Annotated in this window: 20 protein-coding genes; 10 read left to right on the forward strand and 10 right to left on the reverse strand. The window is 59.4% G+C overall.

The features are described 5' to 3' along the window. Positions 1-2: 2 nt before the first annotated feature. The 4 genes from OHL13_RS01965 to OHL13_RS01980 form a co-directional block, all read right to left on the reverse strand. Complete coding sequence (locus tag OHL13_RS01965; protein WP_263408431.1) at positions 3-227, reverse strand: DUF2905 domain-containing protein; 225 nt, start codon at positions 225-227, stop codon at positions 3-5. Between the two features lie 11 nt (positions 228-238). Then, complete coding sequence (locus tag OHL13_RS01970) at positions 239-604, reverse strand: response regulator (RefSeq protein WP_263408432.1); 366 nt, start codon at positions 602-604, stop codon at positions 239-241. Between the two features lie 162 nt (positions 605-766). Then, the gene (locus OHL13_RS01975) at positions 767-1,489 is read right to left on the reverse strand and encodes a tetratricopeptide repeat protein (RefSeq protein WP_263408433.1); all 723 of its coding nucleotides are present in this window, start codon (positions 1,487-1,489) and stop codon (positions 767-769) included. Between the two features lie 66 nt (positions 1,490-1,555). Continuing rightward, complete coding sequence (locus tag OHL13_RS01980; RefSeq protein WP_263408434.1) at positions 1,556-1,831, reverse strand: hypothetical protein; 276 nt, start codon at positions 1,829-1,831, stop codon at positions 1,556-1,558. 214 nt (positions 1,832-2,045) lie between these two features. Here OHL13_RS01980 and OHL13_RS01985 point away from each other — a divergent pair, with 214 nt between their 5' ends. Next, positions 2,046-5,411 carry a TonB-dependent receptor gene (locus OHL13_RS01985; RefSeq protein ID WP_263408435.1) on the forward strand — a complete coding sequence of 1,122 codons (3,366 nt, stop codon included), beginning with the start codon at positions 2,046-2,048 and terminating at the stop codon, positions 5,409-5,411. Positions 5,412-5,474: 63 nt separating this feature from the next. Here the strand turns inward: OHL13_RS01985 and OHL13_RS01990 are convergent, their stop codons facing one another. The 5 genes from OHL13_RS01990 to OHL13_RS02010 form a co-directional block, all read right to left on the reverse strand. Beyond that, the gene (locus tag OHL13_RS01990; RefSeq protein WP_263408436.1) at positions 5,475-6,038 is read right to left on the reverse strand and encodes a hypothetical protein; all 564 of its coding nucleotides are present in this window, start codon (positions 6,036-6,038) and stop codon (positions 5,475-5,477) included. Between the two features lie 39 nt (positions 6,039-6,077). Further along, the gene (locus tag OHL13_RS01995) at positions 6,078-6,524 is read right to left on the reverse strand and encodes a hypothetical protein (RefSeq protein WP_263408437.1); all 447 of its coding nucleotides are present in this window, start codon (positions 6,522-6,524) and stop codon (positions 6,078-6,080) included. Between the two features lie 43 nt (positions 6,525-6,567). Further along, on the reverse strand, positions 6,568-7,641 hold the full coding sequence (locus tag OHL13_RS02000; protein WP_263408438.1) for a hypothetical protein: 1,074 nt from the start codon (positions 7,639-7,641) through the stop codon (positions 6,568-6,570). A gap of 39 nt (positions 7,642-7,680) precedes the next feature. Next, positions 7,681-8,088: a hypothetical protein gene (locus tag OHL13_RS02005; RefSeq protein WP_263408439.1), complete on the reverse strand. Its 408-nt coding sequence runs from the start codon at positions 8,086-8,088 to the stop codon at positions 7,681-7,683. Between the two features lie 132 nt (positions 8,089-8,220). Then, on the reverse strand, positions 8,221-8,778 hold the full coding sequence (locus tag OHL13_RS02010) for an SRPBCC family protein (RefSeq protein ID WP_263408440.1): 558 nt from the start codon (positions 8,776-8,778) through the stop codon (positions 8,221-8,223). A gap of 255 nt (positions 8,779-9,033) precedes the next feature. On the opposite strand from OHL13_RS02010, the gene OHL13_RS02015 reads away from it, so the two are divergent. The 3 genes from OHL13_RS02015 to OHL13_RS02025 are packed head-to-tail and all read left to right on the forward strand — an operon-like array spanning position 9,034 to position 13,043. Beyond that, positions 9,034-11,643, forward strand: coding sequence for a TonB-dependent siderophore receptor (locus OHL13_RS02015; RefSeq protein WP_263408441.1), 2,610 nt, complete (start codon positions 9,034-9,036; stop codon positions 11,641-11,643). Beyond that, positions 11,644-12,372: a tetratricopeptide repeat protein gene (locus OHL13_RS02020; protein ID WP_263408442.1), complete on the forward strand. Its 729-nt coding sequence runs from the start codon at positions 11,644-11,646 to the stop codon at positions 12,370-12,372. Then, entirely contained in the window at positions 12,366-13,043 is a 678-nt protein-coding gene (locus OHL13_RS02025) for a Fe2+-dependent dioxygenase (protein ID WP_263408443.1), read from the forward strand. Before OHL13_RS02020 ends, OHL13_RS02025 begins: the two co-directional genes overlap by 7 nt. A gap of 152 nt (positions 13,044-13,195) precedes the next feature. Here OHL13_RS02025 and OHL13_RS02030 read toward each other — a convergent pair whose 3' ends face one another. Next, positions 13,196-13,750 (reverse strand): fasciclin domain-containing protein, encoded by a 555-nt coding sequence (locus OHL13_RS02030; protein ID WP_263408444.1) that lies wholly within the window; start codon positions 13,748-13,750, stop codon positions 13,196-13,198. A 258-nt stretch (positions 13,751-14,008) separates the two neighbouring features. Here OHL13_RS02030 and OHL13_RS02035 point away from each other — a divergent pair, with 258 nt between their 5' ends. From OHL13_RS02035 to OHL13_RS02060, 6 genes are all read left to right on the forward strand, one after another. Further along, positions 14,009-15,520, forward strand: coding sequence for a methyl-accepting chemotaxis protein (locus tag OHL13_RS02035; protein WP_263408445.1), 1,512 nt, complete (start codon positions 14,009-14,011; stop codon positions 15,518-15,520). 96 nt (positions 15,521-15,616) lie between these two features. Beyond that, positions 15,617-16,135 (forward strand): DUF2127 domain-containing protein, encoded by a 519-nt coding sequence (locus OHL13_RS02040; protein WP_263408446.1) that lies wholly within the window; start codon positions 15,617-15,619, stop codon positions 16,133-16,135. Positions 16,136-16,482: 347 nt separating this feature from the next. Further along, positions 16,483-16,923, forward strand: a complete 441-nt coding sequence (locus tag OHL13_RS02045) for a division/cell wall cluster transcriptional repressor MraZ (protein ID WP_263408447.1) — start codon at positions 16,483-16,485, stop codon at positions 16,921-16,923. 35 nt (positions 16,924-16,958) lie between these two features. Beyond that, the gene (gene rsmH / locus OHL13_RS02050) at positions 16,959-17,852 is read left to right on the forward strand and encodes a 16S rRNA (cytosine(1402)-N(4))-methyltransferase RsmH (RefSeq protein ID WP_263408448.1); all 894 of its coding nucleotides are present in this window, start codon (positions 16,959-16,961) and stop codon (positions 17,850-17,852) included. A gap of 13 nt (positions 17,853-17,865) precedes the next feature. Then, a complete protein-coding gene (locus OHL13_RS02055; RefSeq protein WP_263408449.1) occupies positions 17,866-18,360 on the forward strand; it encodes an FtsB/FtsL family cell division protein in 495 nt (164 codons plus the stop codon). A gap of 47 nt (positions 18,361-18,407) precedes the next feature. Further along, complete coding sequence (locus OHL13_RS02060) at positions 18,408-20,729, forward strand: penicillin-binding protein (protein ID WP_263408450.1); 2,322 nt, start codon at positions 18,408-18,410, stop codon at positions 20,727-20,729. Positions 20,730-20,733 lie beyond the last annotated feature (4 nt).

Below are 20,733 nucleotides of genomic sequence, written 5' to 3' on the forward strand. Positions count from 1 at the left end.
TGTTAACGCTGCAGGCGGCTGAGGATGTAGAAGACGGCAGAGAGCAGCAGGCTGAGCACGATGCTGCTGCCCAGTGGAACGGAGACCTGCCAGTCCTGACCGCGGAAGTTCATGTCGCCGGGCAGACGGCCCAGAGGCAGGGAGTAGCGGCCTGCGATAACGAGCACGAAGCCCGCCAGGATGAGCAGGCAACCGATGGTGATGAGCATACGGCCAGCAGGGATCATAGGGATCACGTCTAGGCGAGCAATGCGTTGGCTTCCCGCAGAAGTTCTGTCGGGTGCAGCGGCTTGGTCAGTACGGACCAGGGGTGTGCCTGGGTCCTGGAGCGGTCAAGCAGGCTCTTCATCAGGGAGTAGTAGCCGGTAAAGAGCAGGATGCGGCAGCCGGGCTGCTCTTCGGAAAGGCGAGAGGCCAGCGAAACACCGTCTTCGCCGGGCATGTTGACATCGCAAAGTAGCAGATTGGGGTGGAAGTCGCGCGCAGCCGTCAGACCATCCTCAGCAGAGTAGACAGCGCGCGCATCAAAGCCGTTCTCACGGAAGATGATCCGAAGGGTATCGGCTACGAGATGTTCATCATCGACAACAAGGATGCGGCGCATACGATATCTCCTGCCAGGGCAGATGCAGGGAGTCAAACAGGACAACAAGTGAACCAGATCTACTGCAAATACTATGCGCCCTGCAGACAACGGAAATCCAATTAATCCTCTCTAATAGAGGTCAATTTCCGGGCTGCAGGGCGCTTTTTCAGGTGGATGGTTCTACTGGCGCGCGGCGCCGGGATTCAGACGCTGGTCGGCGATGGAGCCGGCAGCGGTCTTTGCTTCCTTGTCCTTGATCTGTGCGTAGATCTTGCGGGCATCTGCTTCCTGGCCCTTGGACTCGTACAGGGCGGCAAGCTGCAGCTGCGCGGTGGCGGCCGGAACCGACGGGGTCGGCTTGGCGATGAGCTGGTTGTACAGGTCAATCGACTTCTGGTCCTGTCCGCCCTGGTGATACAGGCTGGCCAGCGAGAGCTTGGCGAGAGCCGCCAGATCGCTGTTCCAGGAGCCGGCCACCTGCTCCAGCGTGGACTGCGCGGTGGAGGTCTGGTTGGCCTCAATGGCCGTGAGGCCGGAGAAGTACAGAGCCAGCTTGCCGGTGGAGGTCAAGCCGTAGCTGTCGGCCACCTGCTGGAATTTGTCATGGGCGGCCTTGGCGCGCTCCTGTGCGGAGGCGTAGGTCTTGACGCCGGGCTGAGCCGGAACGCCGGGCTCGGCGATATCGGCCTGGTAGGTCTCCATGGCTTCGCCGAAGGCGCGGTTGGCCGCGCTGGAACGCACGTTGTAGAGGACGAAGCCGCCCACGACGACGAGCAGAACGACAAGTACGACCACAGCGTAGCGGATCGCGGTGGAGCGGTTCTTGTGGGCCCAGTCCAGGCTGTTCTCGGCTGCGGTGGCGAGGGCGTCTTGCTTCAGGTTGTGGCGGGTCTGACTATCCAACGTGGTGTTCCTTAAAGGTGTCGGTAAGGTGCCGTGCCCGGGATGGGCACGCAAGCCATAAGTCTATCAGTGGTGGTTTGCGGCTTCAATCTCGGCGATCCGGAGCTGCTCGCCTGGTTTCAGGTAGCTCTTGCGGCGGAACCAGTCTTCCATGGCGATTTGCAGGCGGTCGAGCGGGACGCGGTGACCGGCTTCCATCAGGCCGTCGGCCAGTGGAAGGGTGTCGTCGAAGAGGGCATCGTTGGTGAAATTGCGCATGGCGAAGGAGTCAATGTGCGCCAGGGGAGCTGGGCGCTGGACTCCGTTGGTGTCGATATGAATGGACAATTTGCGGATAAACATAACTTACTTAAGTAGTTTTACAAAGGATTGACGCGCTGCATGTGAGATGTTCCGATTTATTCAATTCTTCATTTTGTGGTTACTCCTGTTTGACGGCGTTAGACCGTTCACGGATCTCCACACAAAGCAAAGAATATCGCGGCGACTGGCAGAACAAAGCCGGCGCTGACTTATGTAGTTCCCTCTGGCTAATTGAATTTTTTAGGAGCAATCGATGCGAAATATCCTTATGCGCGGGCGCATTTTTGCGCTTGCGCTTCTCACGCTCATTCTGAGCGTGACCACTACCTTTGCGCAATCGACACGTGGAGCTGTGACCGGTACCGTAACTGACCAGTCCGGTGCCGTGATTGTGGCTGCAAAGGTTGACCTTACTTCCCCTGCAACCAATGTGACCGTAACCACCGTGACGAACAAGGCGGGTGTATACCGCTTTGACGGTGTTCTGGTTGGCGATTACAACGTCTCTGTGGAAGCACAGGGATTTGCGAAGACCCTCGCGCCCTTAACGGTCAACGTTGGCGCCCTGGTCGGCCGTGACTTCCAACTGGCAGCAGGAAGCAGTACATCGGTGGAAGTCACAGTGAATCCGCCGGATATTCAGACGGAAGATTCAGTGCGCAGCCAGGTCATTCCTGCTGAGCAACTGGCTGAGTTGCCGATTGCCGGCCAGAATTCACTCAATCTGATCCTTACCGCACCGGGCGTTGTGCCGTCGAAGACGGGCAGCAATTCGGATGGCGGTATTGGCGCGGTGAACGGAGCCCGTTCGCGTTCCAATAACTTTCTTCTTGACGGCATCAACAACAATGACATTTCGGTTACGGGACCGCAGTTCATCTTCTATAACAATGACGCCCTGGCGCAGGTTTCTTACCAGACGTCGAACTTCACGCCCGAATTTGGCCGCGCTGGTGGCGCTGTCGTCAGCCAGATCACGAAGTCGGGTACCAACCAGATTCACGGAACCGTGGCGTGGGTGTATCGCACCTCGCTGTTCAACGCTTCGACACAGACGCAGCGAAATAACTGGCGCAGCGGCGGTATGACATCCAACCTAGTACCGAAATATGTGGAGCACATTCCGGCGTTTACTGTGGGGGGACCTGTTCGTCTGCCGTTCTATGATGGCCGCGATAAGACCTTCTTCTTCGGTGCCGGTCAGTGGGACCGCTACTCTTCGGGTGGTACACAGTCGACTTTCACCATTCCTACGGCGTCTGGCTATTCCGTACTCAACTCGCTGGCGAGTGCCTGCCCCAATGTGGCTCGTTACCTGGGCCTGCTGGGTAGTCTCCGCGGCGCCAGCGGTGCCGTTGGATCATCCAACATTCCGATTAACGTTCAGGCCAATCTGGCCAATACCACTTGCAACGGCACAGCCCGTACCGGCCAACAGGTTGAGGTTGGACCGTATGTCCGCACCGTTCCGGAACTGAGCAAGGACAACAACCACCTGGTGCGTATTGACCATGTGGTTTCTCCAAAGCAGCAGTTGATGTTCCGCTGGCTCTATGACAAAAACTCGGACAACGTTGGTGGCGTGATCGGTATGACGCCAGACTACGATGTTCCGTTCAAGGCGCAGTATATGGCCGGTAACTTCAACGATACGTATACCTTCTCGCCGCGTGTGGTCAACGAGTTCCGTTTTGGCTTCTCGCGCAACAACTATGGCTGGTTCCTGTCCGGGGGGGGAATTGGTACAACCCTGGAAGCAATCACAATTGCAGGTGGTCCCTCGGTACCGAATATCAGCAGCACCTTCCCACAGGGGCGTGTTTCTAACACCTGGCAGTACAACGACACGGTGACTCTGCTGAAGGGACGCCATGCCTTCAAGTTCGGCGCTGAAATTCTGCGTCAGCTTGCTGTGCAGGATGCACCTTACAACTACCGTGGAACGGTCGGCTATGCAGCCAGCACGCAGAATACATTCGTCACCACTGCCATCTCTGGTCTGGCGAATTACATTGACAACTACGCAGGTCCAAGTGGAACGGTTGGGAAATCGTTTGGCACCGGACACTACCGCCCGAATCTGTTCTCGATGGCCTTCTTCTTCCAGGACATCTTCAAAGTGAACTCTGACCTGACGCTCACCTATGGCGTGCGTTATGAGAACTTTGGGCAGCCGGGAAATATCTTCCGCTACCCCGTTGTCACGACCGGACTCGACCTGGATAACACGCAACGCGTCAACCAGGACAACAACAACTTCGGACCTGCCTTCGGATTTTCGTACAGCCCGTCCTTTGTCAGCAGCCGCCACTCGTTTGTACTTCGCGGCGGCTATAACATCACGTACGACACGTGGTTCAATAACATGCTGTCGAATATGACGGCGGGTGTGCCGAATACCCAGTCCAGCCAGCCCATCGTTACAACCTCCAACGCAACAACGCCGCGTGGATTGAATGGTGTGTCGGGTATTTTGCCGACGCTCGCTGCGGTGCCGTTGAATCCCTATCTCAATTTCACCAGCCAATACAAGAAGAACATGGCGAACCCTTACTATCATCACTTCGCGTTCGGTATCCAGCAGGATATTGCGAGCAAGTTTGTGGTGGATCTGGCGTATGTTGGATCGTTGGGACGTCAGCTCTTCTTTACTAACAATGTCAACCCGACTCAGCCCAATGCAACCTTCAGTGGTGCTGACCAGATCAGCACGGCCTATGGCACGCAAAGCCGCCGTCTGTACTCCACTCGCGGCCTGATTCAGCCTCGCGAGAGTGGTATGACGTCGAGCTATCACTCCCTGCAGTTGCAACTTCGCCGCCGCCAGATGAACACCTTTGCGGGTAAGGTGAGCTTCAACTCGTCCTACACCTGGTCCAAAGCCATGGATAACGGTTCGGATGTCTTCGCGACCTATGCCACCGGCTCGCTGGGCAGCAAATCGATCTCGCAGTGGGGACCTGCCGCGAACTTCGACCACGGTCCGATGGACACGGATCGCCGTCATACTTCGTCGACGGTTATTGCCATGGACTTCAGAGGTGTAAGCAACCACCTGCTAAACGAGTTTGTGGGTGGATGGAGTGTGGCTCCGATCCTGAATGTGTTGAGCGGTGCACCGTTCACCATCTTCAACGGAACGGACCGCGACCTGGATGGTACGGCGAGTAATGATCGCCCGAATATCGGCAATCCGAATGCGCCCGTGAATACCCGTGCGGTCATCGTTGGAACCGCAACCTGTGCCTCTGGCTACTATGATCCGAATCGTCGCACCACCAGTGCGATTCCGATTTCGGCGGCCTGCGTCAACCCGACGGATGTTCGCTGGGTACAGGCACCCACCTATCAACCCACCAGCCCGGTAATGGCGAGTCGCAATTCGATGTACACCACGCGTTACCTGGGCCTGGATATGAATGTGCTGAAGAAGTTCACCATCTCGGACCATCTGAAGGCGGAACTGCGCGGCGAGTTCTTCAACATCACCAATAACCAGAACTTCGATACGCCCAACCAGCCGGCGACGGTATCTTCGACGGCAAATACCTTTATGGACTTCACCACGATCAGTGGCGGAGCTCGCAACTTCCGCATCGGTGCCAAGATTCTGTTCTAAGCAGAGACTGGCGCTTCAACCAGAAACCCCGCCTTAGGGCGGGGTTTCTGTATTTTGGGCGGGCTAAAACGGCTCGTGGATCAGGCGTTGTGATGTGAGTTTGCCGTTGGGGGCGTAGTGCAGTTCGATGACCCAGTCGAAGACCTCATCAGGCCAGTGGTCGCCGTTGAGGAGTTGTTTAGGGTTGGCTCCGAGTTTGGTGAGCAGTTCGGGAATGCCGCCGTGGCGCCAGGAGATGAGGACGACGTGGCCGTGCGGCTTTGCCGTCAGTTCCGAGACGAAGTCGTCGTTCTTTTTCTCGATGTAGTGGGTATCGATGGGTTTGCCGAGGGCTTTGCTCAGGGGCTCGACGGTCAGGCGGGGCCGCAGGCTGTTTTTGCTGTCTGTGGCGGCGAAGATGGTGTCGATGGAAAGCTTCTGGCCGTCCGGATCGGTGAAGGGAGCAAAGTACGTGGCGTAATGCTGCGCACGAGCCTCGCCGGCCGGGGTCAGGTGGTCGCCCACCAGCGGCTTTTCAGCATGGCGGATGATCAGCAGAGTGGTGTCGCGCAGACCCTCCTGCGCGAGGCAGGCAGAGGCGGGTACGAAGCAGAGGACAGCAGGCAGAAGCCAGCGGCGCAGGAGCATGGCCTGATGGTGCCGTACGAAGCTTAAGGCAGGATGAAATTAGTCGGAGAGCGATGTCTTATGGGGCTCGCCGGGGAGGGCGAAATCCAGTTCCGAGGGGTGCGAGTCGCGGTTGACCAGCGGAAGCTGCGGCAGGTTGGCGGTGTGGCCAGCCTCGCGGACGACCGTATCGACATGCTCCAGAACTTCGGCTGTCGACATGGTGTACATCTCGCGGCCGTTGTCGTAGCCGGTCTCAATGATGGACTTCAGGTAATGTCCCGCGGCCTGGGCGGCCAGGTAGTCGGTAATGACGTGGCCGTTCTTGGCCTTCTGCTGTACCCATGCTTCATTCGGCATGGCGATCCACACGGGGCGGCCATTGACGGCAAAGCGGATGTCCGTGGCGTCAGCGTGACGGGTTGCGATGGCAACCACGGTGCCCTTCCAGGTGCAGTGCAGCTCTTCGCCAGTAAAACGGTCTTGTGCGCGGAAATCCTCGTACATACCTATGAGCGTAAATGACGTCCGTGGCCGGGGCAAGATATCCCTACCAGCCGGCGATGGAGAGATTGGAAAGAGAGTTGGGGTCGCTGTAGGCGCCGGGGCCCATGTAGGAGTTCCATCCGGAGAGGAAACCGGCGGTGGAGACCTGGCTGATATCTGGCCGGTAGACGCTGGTGATGAAGGAGAAATCGGTGACATTCCCCCCGACCATGCACGGCGAATAGGCGCGGTGCTTCAGGTCTTCGGCAACGTAACCCTGTGTCAGGGTATCGGCGCGGGAGAGCACCTGGACGGTATCCGGCTTGCCGTTGCGATCCACATGGACGTAGACCTGCAGGCGAGGCGTCTGCGACTGTGGCAGGCCGACGGGCTGGTAGCCGCCCTGGTCACAACTGGCGAGTTCGGCGCTGTGGGCCGGGTGCAGGTGACTGGCGGGCAACGGATCGAGTGGATGCTCGAGCGGTTCCAGAGTGGTGATGGCCAGTTCGGCGATCTTGCCCTCCTCGCCCAGAATGGCAATGCGGCCGGGGACGCGGTAGCCGAACAGGGTGGTCCAGCCGAGGATGGCGGTGACGATGCCGTTGCGTTTGACGGCGCGGAGTTCGCCGGTTGTGGCCTGGAAGCAGGTGGTAGGGGCATCGACCAGCGAGACGGCGTACATGCCGGACTCGTCTGTACGCTGGGTGCCGAAGCAGGCAAGATTGCCGCGACCGGGAGCATGTTCGGCCAGAAAGCGGTCGTGCGGAAGCACCTCCGGTACGCCGGTGTCGCCAAAACCTTCCAGCGCCAGCAGGAGCGCTGGCGCAAGGGAAGCGTTGCGGGTGTCTGTGAAGGCGCTGCCGGAGGAGGTGTAGACGGTGAAGTGCTGCCGGGTGGAGTTCACGATTCGCCGCTGGCTGGCGGGGGATTCGTAGAGGTCTTCCACGGTGCCGGACTGCGAAGGGCGGCCCTGCCGGTCAAAAAGCTGAAAGCTGAGGATGCGGTGCCAGGGCTGCTGGTAAGCCTGATGCACGCTTTCGCGCTGGGAGCGGAGCATCTCCGCAGGCTTCCAGGCTTGTCCTGTGAGCAGGGCCGGGGTGGTGAACACGCAAAGCGCTATCAGCAGCTTCCGCATCATGCGGACGATGATAGCCCCGGCCTGCGGGGTGTGTGCGGTTTATTTCACCACGAGCAGAGCAATCATCAGGGCGATGGAGACAAGCGCCAGGGCCAGCAGCATCCAGAACCAGTTCTGGTAGCTGTGGAGCTGCCGTTCCAGCAGGTCGATCTGACGGCTGGCGGCGTCCTGGTGAGAGCGAAGCTCTTCAGACAGGTGGTCCATGCGCTGGGTGAGTTCGTGATGGCTCTCAAAGATCTGCTTGCTGAGAGAGGCGTGCGAACGTGCAACCTGACTCAGCTCAGTCTTCAGGGCCTCGGTTGCATCGTGCAGCGGCGCCAGGTCGAGCTCCAACGGAGCAGCGGGCGCGGCGACGAACCGGCTGGCCACCAGGTTTTCCAGAAGGGGGATGAGGCGGACGAGCTTCGGAAGGTGTTCGGTGAGTTGGAGAAGAAGCTTTGGCCACATAGGTTTAGGGTGCAGCTTTACGTCCGGAATCGCAACCCCCGGGCTTTGTTTCTATCAAAAGCCGGTCGCACTTTCGAGCGATACCCCACCCTTCGCGAAACGCTGTGAAGAATATGCAACGAGGGCCCGTCGCTAGCGGCGGTTCAGGCTGGCGACGAGTTTGGGCAGGATCAAATCCAGTTTCTTTTGCCGGGAGCGGAAGCTGGAGGCAAGCTGTTTGCGGACCAGGGCATGGGCGAAGGCCGGACGTGGGGTGAATTCGATCGCGTCGGTGACCAGGGTGCCGTGAATAAGAACTCCGGCCTGGTTGGTGCGGGTCTGCTCTTCCACGCTATGGGTGTGCTTCCAGAACTGGAAAGGGCCGCGCAGTTGGATGTCCGTAAAGTGATGATTCCACTGAAATTCTGTGATCTCCGCTTCCCATGGAACGCGGAAGTTGATCAATGGCAGCGGAAGGATGCAGGCGGAGACTATGAACCGGCTGCCGGCACCCGCTGCGATGCTTTTGAGGCGAAGCGCCGGGTCCGCAGCAACGGGACGCGGTGGAGGAGGAGCCAGCGCGGCCTCTTCAATGCGCACCTTCAGAAATTTGGGCATGAGAAGAGGCAGGTTGTAGGGATTCGCGAAGAAAGCGAAGACCAGTTCGACGGGATAGGGGACCCATTGCTCGGTATGAAAGATAGCCGGCATCGCTTCTTCAGGGTACTCCGGCCGATAAGCGACCGAAACAGTCGGAAATTTTTCCGGATATGCGACTCGAACGGTCGTCTTTGCGGTATGCTGCGTATATCGGACTGAAGAAGTCTTGTATCTGGGCGCACGGTGTAACCCATCCTGCGTCCTTTGGAAATGTTGTTGCGCCAGGCGAGGTTGAGGGACCGAGCAAGGAAAAAGAGCGAACTCCACGGTATTGGGGGTATCGCACTAAATCTCGGAGAGACACCAATGAAATTGCAGGGACTTTTGATCAACTGGAAGACGCGCCTTGTGGCCGCCGGAACGCTGGCTTCGTTTGCGGTATCGACCGATGCCTTTGCTGAGGTAAAACCGGCTGCCGAGGATACAAACGGCAAAGTAGAGCGGGTAGGCGAAAGCCCGGCCGACGAGCAGGCCAAGTCGGCACAGGTTGTCCATGACTATCGCATCCCGGAGGGCACCATCCGCGAGGTACTGGATGCGATCGCGACGGTGAACGGTTTTACGGTCCATATCCCGTCTGACCGCGTGGGCGATGTGCAATCGCCGGGTGTGAAGGGTGTGCTGAATCTGCAGGAAGCTCTGGAAGCCGCTCTGAAGGGCACCGGTATTGCCGCGACGATTGATTCTTCTGACTCGGTGACGCTGAAGCTGAAGTCGGCCGACCAGACGGTGACGGTTGTGGCGGACGGTCCGCAGTCGATCAAGTACACGGCTCCTCTGCGGGATCTGCCGCAGACGATTACCGTGATTCCACAGGAGGTGCTGCAAACGACGGCTTCGACGAGCCTGGTCGAGGCACTGCGCACGGTTCCAGGCATCACGTTTGGCGCGGGTGAGGGTGGTAATCCGATTGGCGACCGCCCGTACATTCGCGGCGTGGACTCGCAGTCCAGCACCTTTGTCGACGGTATGCGCGATATCGGTTCGCAGTCGCGCGAGGTGTTCAACCTGGAGTCAATCGAAGTTTCGAAGGGACCGAGCGGCACCTTTGCTGGCCGCGGAGCTTCAGGCGGCAGCCTGAACCTGAATAACAAGATGGCCCGCAAGGAGAAGTTTGTAGGCGGCAGCTTCAGCCCCGGTAATGGCAGCTTCTACCGTGGGACGGTCGACGGCAACATGAAGTTCAACGACTACGTTTCAGGCCGTCTGAATGGCCTGTGGCACTCGGCCGGCGTGGCTGGACGCGATGTGACGAAGAGTGACCGCTGGGGCGTAGCGCCGGCGACGACCTTCAACATCAACAAGCGGACGACGCTGAACCTGAACTACTACCACCTGATGTCGAACGACATTCCTGATCCGGGTATGCCGTACAACAACCCGACCTTCTTCCAGCGCACGGCTGACAATCGCCCGCGCGTTTTGCAGGCCGGTGACGGTTCTCCGCTGGTGGTAAACCGGAAGGCGTTTTACGGCAATACCAACCGCGACTTCCGCGTGGAGAAGGTGAAGACCGGGCTTGCCCGTATTCAGGTGAGCTTGTGGGAAGGCGCTGTCCTGCGGAATACCTACCGCTATGGCAAGTCCAACCAGGACTACATCTACTCGCAGGCGGATGACAGCCAGGGCAACATCTATTACGGCCTGGTTTTTCTGCGGAACCTGAACCGCAACACCCGTGTGGATACGTCGATTGACCAGACTGACCTGGCCGGAAGCGGCAAGACCGGTTCTGTTCGCCACACCTACGCTACGGGTATGGAGTTCTCGCGTGAGCGTGGCTGGAACTCGAGCTATGGCATTACGCTGCCCGCTACGACAGTCAATGGGGTGAGCATTGCGGCCAGCCGCTGCCCGGGCGGCGCTGGAGCGGCGGGTAATTACAACTGCGTGGACCTGTTCAATCCCGCACCGGAGTATAACGATCCGTGGCGTTCGGTGAACACGATCAACAGGGCTAACCTGGCGTTCCCGACGAATGCACGCACCACGACCCGCTCGCTGTACGGATTCGATACGATGCAGCTTCATCCGAAGCTGATGGCGACGGTTGGCATTCGTTATGACCACTACAACTCGCGGTACCGCTCGGCGTTGAATGCGACTCCGTCGGTCTCGACAAGTCAGCGGACGGACGATCTGGTGAACTACCAGGCTGCGTTGAACTTCAAGCCGCAGACGAAGATCAGCATTTATGGTTCGGTGAGCTCTTCGTCCGTGCCGGTCGGCAATGCGCTGCTGCAGGGCAGCGACCCGAATGCTCTATCCACCACCAGCAATCAGAACCTGGCACCGGAGAAGACGCGGTCGGTCGAAGCCGGTGTGAAATATGAGTTGTTTGGCGGACGTGCGCTGGCAACGGCAGCCTTTTTCCAGCAGAACGTCGACAATGCCCGCGTAACGGCCGATGCTTCGGGATCGATCCAGATGGCTGGCAAGAAGCGCAATCGCGGTATCGATGTGGGTATCTCCGGCAACGTGACGCGGAAGCTGCAGGTCTTCGGTGGCTACACGTTCATGAACGCCATCCTGGTCGATAACGGTGTTGTGGTGACGAATGGTGTGGCGAGTCCCAGCCCGCTGAACGGACGCCGCTTCCCGAATACTCCGGAGCACAGCTTCAGCGTGACCAGCTATTACCAGGCGACGCGTGCGCTGAAGGTGGGTGGCGGTATCTACGGTGCGGGCAAGGTGTTTGGAGCCGATAACCCGACGAGCGCGTACACGATGAAGTGGGTTCCGTCGTACACCCGTGTCGACCTGTTCGGATCGTACCGCTTCACCAAACACTATGATCTGCAGGCCAACCTGCTGAATGTTGGTGACAAGGTTTACTTCCTGCAGGCCTACACCACGCACTATGCACAGATGGCTCCCGGACGTACCTTCCGCGCCACCTTCAACGTATCGTTCTAAATGCAGGAACAGGATCCCAACTCGCTGGAACTCGTCCGCGCCGCGGCTCTTCGCGGCGTGGCCGAGGCCCAGGTCATCTATGGCCAGATGCTGCTCGACGGCAAAGTCGTCGAGCGCAATGCCCTTTCTGCCTTCTCGTTCTTTGAGAGGGCGGCGAAGGGTGGCAACGTGATGGCCATCAACATGGTGGGCCGCTGCCTTGACCAGGGATGGGGTGTGGCCGCAAGTCCTCACCTGGCCGCTCCATGGTTTTTGAAGGCTGCGGAACGCGGGCTGGACTGGGGGATGTACAACTACGCGACCCTGTTGATTCTTGGCCGCGGAGTTCCTGAAGACAGATCGGTTGGCCTGTACTGGTTGCGCAAAGCGGCTGAGCTGGGCCACGCCAAGTCGATCAACCTGATCGGCGGATTTTACGAAGATGGCTGGGAGGTGGAGCAGAATCGCGCCGAGGCGCGCGAGTGCTATCGCCTGGCTGCTGTTGGCGGAGACTTCCGCGGGCAGTTCAACTTCGCACGTTTTCTAGCGCAAGAGGGCGAGACCCAGCGCGCTTTTTACTGGCTTCGGCAGGTCCCGAAGACAGCTACGCCGGCCTTCCTGGAGAAGATGAGGAAGTTCCTGGCCGAGTCACCGATTGATGCTCTGCGACACTTTGCCGCATCGCTTGACCAGGACGCCGACGATGCGGTGCCTGCTATTTCTCCTGAGTTTGAGGTAGTGCAATGTTAGTTCCGATTCCCGATATCCTGACCGTTGACGAGGTCAAAGAGTTCCGCCAAAAGCTGGACGCCACCGAGTGGGTGGATGGCCGTGTGACCGCTGGCTACCAGTCCGCGCGTGTGAAGGACAACTCGCAGCTGCCGGAGAACAACCCTGTTGCGATTGAGTTGGGTGATCGCATTCTGAGTGCGATTCAGAAGTCTCCGCTTTTTGTGGCGGCTGCTTTGCCGCTGCGTATCTTTCCGCCACTGTTCAACCGCTATGCGGGCGGGCAGAGCTTTGGCAACCACGTGGATAATTCCGTGCGCCGCATGCAGAGCGGGCAATATGTCCGTACCGATCTTTCCGTCACGCTTTTTCTGAGTGAGCCGGAGGAGTACGAGGGCGGCGAGCTGATGATTGAGGACGTCTACGGAACACAGAGTGTGAAGCTGCCGGCCGGGCACCTGGTTCTGTATCCCTCGACCAGTCTGCATCATGTACGTCCGGTGACTTCCGGAGCGCGTGTGTGCAGCTTCTTCTGGCTTCAGAGCATGATCCGCTCCGATGAGCAGCGCTCGCTGCTGCTGAACCTGGATATGAGCATTCAACGGCTGTCGCAGGATGTGCCCGATCACCCTTCTTCCGTGGAGCTGACGGGGGTGTATCACAACCTGCTGCGGCAGTGGGCTGAGCTATAGCGCGTTGCAAAAGATGGGTGTGCCGCTTTGCCTCGGAACAAGGCTGGCGCGCCCGCAGGGGTCCGAAGCAAACACACACGGTGCTTCGGGCAAACACAACAGGTGGAACAGGCTGCCCTCACAGTCCTGTTCCACCTGTTTGTGCGTTCAGGCTAGTTGGGCATTACGACGGTGTCGATGACGTGAATGACTCCGTTCTTCTGGAAGACATCGGCGGTGGTGACGGTGGCCATGCCGCCCTTTTCATCGGTCAGAACGACCTTGCCACCCTCCAGCGAGGCGGTCAGAGTTCCGCCCTGCACGGTCTTCATGGCGTATTTGCCACCGCTCTTCTTGATCATGGCGACGAGTTGTTTTGAGCTGATTCTGCCAGGAACGACGTGGTAGGTCAGGATCTTGACCAGGGTGGCCTTGTTCTCCGGCTTGACCAGGGTGTCGACCGTACCCGCGGGCAGCTTGCCGAAGGCGTCATCGGTAGGAGCGAAGACGGTGAAGGGGCCGGTGCTGTTGAGCGTATCGACAAGACCGGCGGCCTTGACGGCTGCCACGAGGGTCTTATGAATGGGTGAGTTGACCGCGTTCTCAACGATGGTTTTGGTGGGATACATCGGCGCTCCGCCAACATCGGGGTCCTTCATCTGCGCCTGAGCGGTGAGCGTAAGTGCTGCGAGCGTGGTTGCGAAACAAACAGCCAGAAACTTCTTCATGCGGGTCTATCCTTCCGGGGAAGCGGCCTTTATGGCGCGTCCATGCGAAGGACGAGATGAGGTGGGGATGCGGATTGCTGCTGTGCCCTTTCCGGTTGCACCACGTGAACAGAATCGGCCTATCTTTGCGTGATAGTTCCATGTACAGCGTTCTGAATTGGGCCCTCTGGTTTCCCGTGTCGTAAGTGCGCGGCTCAACTCCGTTACCTTCGTGCCGATAGAAGGAGTGACCTGCGGATTTCTCCACACGGCGGAGCCATGAAACTACAGACGAAGATCATATCCATCTCACTTGGCGGCGTCCTCTTGACGACCGTCGGCGGTATTTTTGTCCAGATGTCGATCATCCGGCAGCAGGGAATTACCATGCTGCGCGACTCGATGCGGGCCACGATTCTTGGCGCTGAGAACACGCGCCAGTCGGTTTCGAACATGCGGCGGGAGCATATGTTCGATGACAAGTCGCTGAAGGAAGAGGCACTTACCGCGACGGATTACCGGCAGACGCGACTTTACCAAACGGTGCCGGTGGTGGCGGCATGGACTGCTCTGCGGGAGGTCGCCACCAAGGAGGGGCTGAAGTTCCGTGTGCCGGCCAGCCATCCGCGCAACCCGAAGAATGCCGCGGATGAGACCGAGCAGCGCATTCTGGCAGCGGTGGAGTCTGGCGAGCAGCCCGAATTTTTCGAGGTGGATGAAAAGAACAACGAAGCCATTTATGCGCGGCCGATCACGCTGACGCAGGATTGCCTGTTCTGCCACGGCAGCCCGGCTACAAGCCCTTCCGGCAATGGCAAGGACATGCTGGGCTTCCCGATGGAGGGATGGAAGGCAGGAGACCGTCACGGCGCGTTTGTGCTGCGGTCAAACCTTGCCGGCGTGGATACGCTGGCGCACGACAGCATTCTGAAGACGCTGATGTGGATCGTTCCGCTGGCCAGCCTGGTGGGTGTTGCGATCTATCTGATTCTTGCGCGGGTGAGCTATCGGCTGCGGGAGATGGTGCAGGAACTGACGACAGGCTCGGAACAGGTAAGTACGGCGGTACAGCAGATTGCGCAATCCAACCAGTCGCTGGCGCAGGGAACCACGATGCAGGCTTCGTCGCTGGAAGACACTTCGCGGGCGGCTTCGTCGGTGAGCGCGGCTGCGGATGGAGCGTGCCGGAACTCGGAGCAGGCGGCCGAGGAGATGCAGGGCGTCGATGAGAAGGTCCGTCAGGGAAGCAACGCGCTCAAGGAGATGGAAGCCTCCATGACCGACATCCAGAGCTCGAGCGAGAAGATCCAGACGACGATCCGGGTGATTGATGAGATCGCCTTCCAGACACACATTCTGGCCCTGAATGCTGCCGTAGAGGCCGCGCGTGCAGGAGAGACGGGTGTGGGCTTCGCCGTGGTGGCCGAGGAGGTGCGGAACCTGGCTGAGCGCTCGGCGCAGGCGGCGCGCGATACGGCTCCCCTGATCCGGGAGTCGATTGCACGCAGCAACGATGGCAGCGCCCGGATGCAGCAGATGATCTCAGTCATCGGGGGCATTACCGAGAGCTCAGCCCGGGCCCGTACCCTGGTGGAGGAGGTAAGCTCCGGCAGTCGCCAGCAGGCGGGAGAGATGGTGCAGATCACCCGGGCGATCCAGGGAATGCAGGATGTGACCCAGGGCAATGCCGCCTTCTCCGAGCAGACGGCAGCTGCAAGTGAAGAGCTTTCGGCACAGGCGGAGGCGATGAACGCCGTCGCTCACCGGTTGGCAAAGATCGTGGAAGGTTGAACCAGAGGGCCAAACAGGCACGCGCTCACCAGACGGGGTGAACGCGTGTCTGTTAAGCAATACAGTTTGACAGTTCGGCGGCCTTGCCTCGAAGCTGTGAAGACAGGCCATCCCATACGAATGAACGCCGCGCAGTCCAATCCTTCCAAAAAACACCACGACTCGGGTCTGCTGCTGATTGGCATTATCCGGGTGCTGGAGGCGGCGCTTTCGGTGGCCGTTGGCCTCGGGGTCCTGCATTTCCTGAATAAAGACCTGAACGACGAGCTGACCAGCCTGGTCCATTACCTTCATTTGAATGAAGACGGCCACCTGGTTTCCGTTCTGTTCGACAAGATCGACCTGATTGACAATCACCGGCTGAAGCAGATCGGCGCCTCGGCGTTTGCCTATGGCGCGCTGAAGCTGATTGAGGGCGTCGGCCTGGTGAAGGAACAGGTTTGGGCTGAGTATCTTACCGTCATTGCCAGCCTGATCTTCCTGCCCTGGGAGATCTATGAGCTGCTGCGCCACCCCAACATCTGGAGGCTGGGTATCCTGCTGGGGAACCTGCTGATTGTGGCGTACCTGCTATGGACGCTGGCGCGGATGCGGCGGCGGAAGCAGCAGGATTAGGTGAAAAACAGCGACTTTCGCCTAATTTTCGCCTACTACAGAATTCCTCTGATGCGCCACCCCCTGAACCGGTTTTCTAAACACTACATATAGGGGGATACCTTTTGATTACCCCCACAGCGTGAGTTTTCCACAGGCCGTGGCAGAAGACCCTCTGTTTTCCGCAATTTAGGGACTTGTATTCAGGCAACTTCTAAGCGATTCTGTGGCTCGAAGTGGTAAGAAGTGGAGCAAAAGGGATTCAGGTTGTAAGGATGGCTTGATTCTATCTCCCAAGTGGAAGCGAACGGCAAGATTCGCACCGTAACCAACTTGGGGCCCACCGGTTTTGCTGGGGTACAGGTCGCATGTTTCGTGGAAATCATCCAGCTCGCGTGGACGAGAAGGGGAGGCTGAAGCTTCCCGCTGAGTTCATGCGCCGCGCGAAGGATGTGTACGGCGACCAGTTCTACATCACCAGCAAAGATGGCAAGCGGGCGGAGATTTACCCGCTGAAGGAGTGGGAAAAGATTGAGGAGAAGCTTGCGGGCATCCCCTCCATGAATCCCGCGAAGAAGAAGTTTCTGGACGTGACGAACTATTACGGCCAGATGGCGCAGATGGACGAGCAGGGACGTGTGTTGATCCCCGCCATTCTGCGGACGGCAGCGAATGTGAAGGGTGAGGTTGTGGTTCTTGGATCGCAGACCTACCTGGAGCTGGTGAACCACGACGCCTTCAAGGCGGAACTGGAAGCCCAGCCGCTCACGATGGAAGACCAGGCTGCCCTGGCGGATCTCGGGCTCTAGATGGACGCTCCTAAGGGAGCCGCATGGAGGGTGGAATGATCGCATCGCTTCATGTGCCCGTTCTTTTTGAAGAGGTTTTGAACTACCTGAATGTGCGGCGCGGCGGAACGTACGCTGACGCAACGCTGGGGCTGGCAGGGCATACGAGCGGCATCGCTCGCAGGCTGGGGCCGAATGGGACGCTGCATTGCTTTGACCGCGACCCGGACGCCATGAAGCTGGCCAAGGAGCGGCTGGAGCATGTAGCCGCCGAGTTGAAGGCAACGATGCCGAAGGTCGTGTTTCATGCACGGGCCTTCAGCGAGGCAGCCCAGGCGATTGAGCCGGGAACGCTCGATGGCATCCTGGCTGACTTTGGCGTCAGCAGCCTGCAGCTGGATACAGCGCACAGAGGATTCAGTTTCCGGCACGATGGTCCGCTCGACATGCGGATGAACCCCACGGTTGGGGTGAGTGCCGAACAAGTGGTAAATCAGATCGACGAAAACGAGCTTGCCGATCTGATTTACGAATTCGGAGAGGAAAGGAGTTCGCGGAGAATCGCCAGAGCCATTGTGCGGGCCCGGCCGATTACAACCACGGGGGAATTAGCCCGGGTGATATCGGCCGCGGCCCGATCAATGAAAGGCGAAAAGATTCATCCCGCGACGAAGACCTTTCAAGCGCTTCGAATTTACGTGAATGACGAGCTGGGAGAGATCAGGACGCTGCTTGAGAGCGCGCCATCTCTTCTGAAGCCCGGAGGCCGGCTGGCGGTGATCAGTTTTCACTCGCTGGAGGACCGGCTGGTGAAGGATGACTTCCGCGAGCGGTCGCGGAAGGGGCAGTACGAGGTGCTCACCAAAAAGCCGGTAACGGCAGGTGAGGAAGAAATGGAACGCAATCCGCGGGCACGCAGTGCGAAGCTGCGGGTGGCGGAAAAGAAGTAGGAGGAACACGACGATGGCGGCAATGGCGCAGACAATCGAAGCAGTGGGACGGCGGAAGTGCCGTACCGAGTCGCCGGCAGAGCGCAACCGTCGCGTGTATGAGGCGCAGCGGGCATCGCGTCGCGGACCGACGCCAGAGGTCCTGTTCCACAAGTATCTTGATAATTCCCGCATTGTGAAGGCCGATGACCCGGTCCGCAAGCGCGAGATGCGTACCTTCGGCGCCGCCTGCGCCGTGTTGTTTGCACTGATGATGGTTTACGTATGGCAGCACTTCGGCGCCATTGAGACCGGCTACAAGCTGGAAGCGACCAAGCAGCAGGTGGAGCAGTTGCGCGAGCAGAACCGCCAGCTTCGTCTGCAGGAGGCGCAGTTGACCGATCCTGAGCGCATCCACACGATGGCTGCGCAGCTTGGCCTGTCGGCTCCGCTGCCGGGGCAGGTGGTGCGTCCTGACGGCCTGACGGATACGAATGCGCCGGTAGTGGCGCAGGTGACCGCTCACTAAAAGATTCTGAAGTTATTTTGTTGTTCTGGATGCTGAGGTTGAAGTAGATGCACAGTGATTCGCCGCCACGGCAGACGTTAACGGCACCGATCAAGCGTGTCCGTTTCGTCTATGTGGCGGCGTTTTTCCTTTTCTGGACGGTGGTGATTGCCGGCCGGCTGGTGTGGCTGCAACTGATCCGGCATGAGCATTATGTGGAGAAGGCTGCGAGCCAGCAGGAGCGCAGCGTCACGGTGGCCCCGAGGCGCGGGTTGCTGTATGACCGCAACCTGAAGGAACTGGCGATGACAGTCTCTGTGGATTCAGTCTTTGCCGTGCCGAAGGAACTGAGCAATCCTGCCGATGTTGCGTCGCTGCTGGCACACGTGGTGCATGACGATCCTGAGGATCGCTTTACCTCCGAGCACAGCATCCTGGCGCGTCTGAGCGCCTCCCGCAACTTTGCCTGGGTGGCGCACCGTGTAACGCCGGAGATTGCCCAGCGCGTGAAGGACCTGAACCTGAAGGGCGTCTACTTTCAGAAGGAGTTCAAGCGCTTTTATCCGAACAATGACCTGGCCTCGCAGGTGCTGGGGTATGTGGGCGCGGATGATATTGGTCTGGGCGGGCTGGAGCGCGCGTTCGAAGAAGACATGCACGGCACGCCGGGAAAGGTTCGTACTGCTCTGGATGCCCGCCGCAAGGCGCTGGGCAGCAATGAGCAGGAGCCGCTGCCGGGCGAGAACCTGGTGCTGAGCATTGACGCCAATATCCAGCACATTGCCGAGCGTGCGCTGGATGAGCAGGTGGAGAAGACCAAGGCGCTGCATGGCGTGGCGGTGGTGCAGGATCCGCACACGGGGCAGATCCTGGCGCTGGCGGTGTCGCCGCGCTTCAATCCGAATGAGACGCGTCACCTGGACCCGAAGGCGCTGTCGAATCTTGCTGTCAGCGATGTGTATGAGCCGGGCTCGACCTTCAAGCTGGTGTCCTATGCAGCGGCGCTGGATGGCGCGGGCGTGCAGCCGGAGGACCTGGTGGACTGCCAGGGCGGAGCGATTACTCTGTTTGGCCGCGTGATCCACGACGATATCTCGGACCGTGGCATGCATGTGGTGACGGTGCAGAAGGCGCTGGAGAAGTCGTCGGATGTGGGCGCGATCAAGATGGCGCTGAAACTGGGCAACGAGCGCTTCTACAAGTACATTCGCGACTTCGGTTTTGGCGACCGTTCGGGCATTGAGCTGCCGAGCGAGACGCGCGGCCTGCTGCGCCCGGTGCGCAAGTGGGATCCGGCTTCGATTGGGTCGCTGGCCATTGGGCAGGAGGTCGGCGTGACGCCGATCCAGCTGGTGACCATGGTGTCGACCATTGCCAATGGCGGCATGTATCTGCCGCCGCACATTATTCTGAGCGAAACCGAGAAGATGAAGGGCGATGTGGAGCTGAAGCCCATGCCTTTCCGCGTGATGAATGAGCTTCCGAAGAAGCTTCCGGATGGATCGCACCGCGTGATCAGCGAGATGACTTCGGCCAAGATGCGCCGCATGATGGCCGGCATTGTGACCGAGGGAACCGGATCTCTGGCCGCGTTGAATGGTTATTCGAGTGGCGGCAAGACCGGGACGGCGCAGAAGATTGATACGGCGACGCACACGTATTCGAAGACCAAGCACGTAGCCAGCTTCGCGGGGATTGCTCCTGTGAGCTCGCCGGCGATTGCTGTCGCCGTGGTGATCGATACGCCGACGGCGGGGCCTTCGTACTACGGCGGAGCGGTTTCGGCGCCGGTGTTTGCCGATATTGCGCAGCAAGTGCTGGAGTACATGGGGGTTCCGCATGACCAGCCGTTGACGCCGAAGAAGAATGTAGCTCAGTTGCAGCGTGTCGCTATGGAGCATGATGACCATCCGGAGGACAGCAGCGCGGATTTGAATGCGATGTTTGCCGAGGCGAATGCGCTGCCGGACGACGATCCGCTCAAGGCCACGGCCAGCGCCGGACCGGCGAAGCTTGATCCGGAGCCAGTGCCGCCGCCTTCGAAGCGTGCCTCGGTGCTGAACCTGCTGCCGGAGAAGGTGCTGGCGGCGTTCCGTGCTAATGGCGGGGCGAATACCTTTGCCGAGACGGCGGAGAATAAGCCGCTGGCCGCGCCGAAGATTGCTCCACTGGCGCAGCGCAAGGAAGATGGCGGAATCGTTGTTGACGCCACCCGGCGCGTGGCGGTGCCGTCGTTTACGGGGTCTGCCCTGCGCCAGGTGGTTCAGCAGGCAAATGCCGTGGGACTGCGGGTGCAGCCGGTTGGAAGCGGCCTGGCGCGGGAGCAGGTGCCTGCGGCAGGTACCATGGTTCCAGTGGGAACGCAGGTTGTGGTGCGGTTCCTGCGCTAACTCT

This window comes from Terriglobus tenax (genome assembly GCF_025685395.1).
Taxonomy (GTDB): Bacteria; Acidobacteriota; Terriglobia; order Terriglobales; family Acidobacteriaceae; genus Terriglobus; species Terriglobus tenax.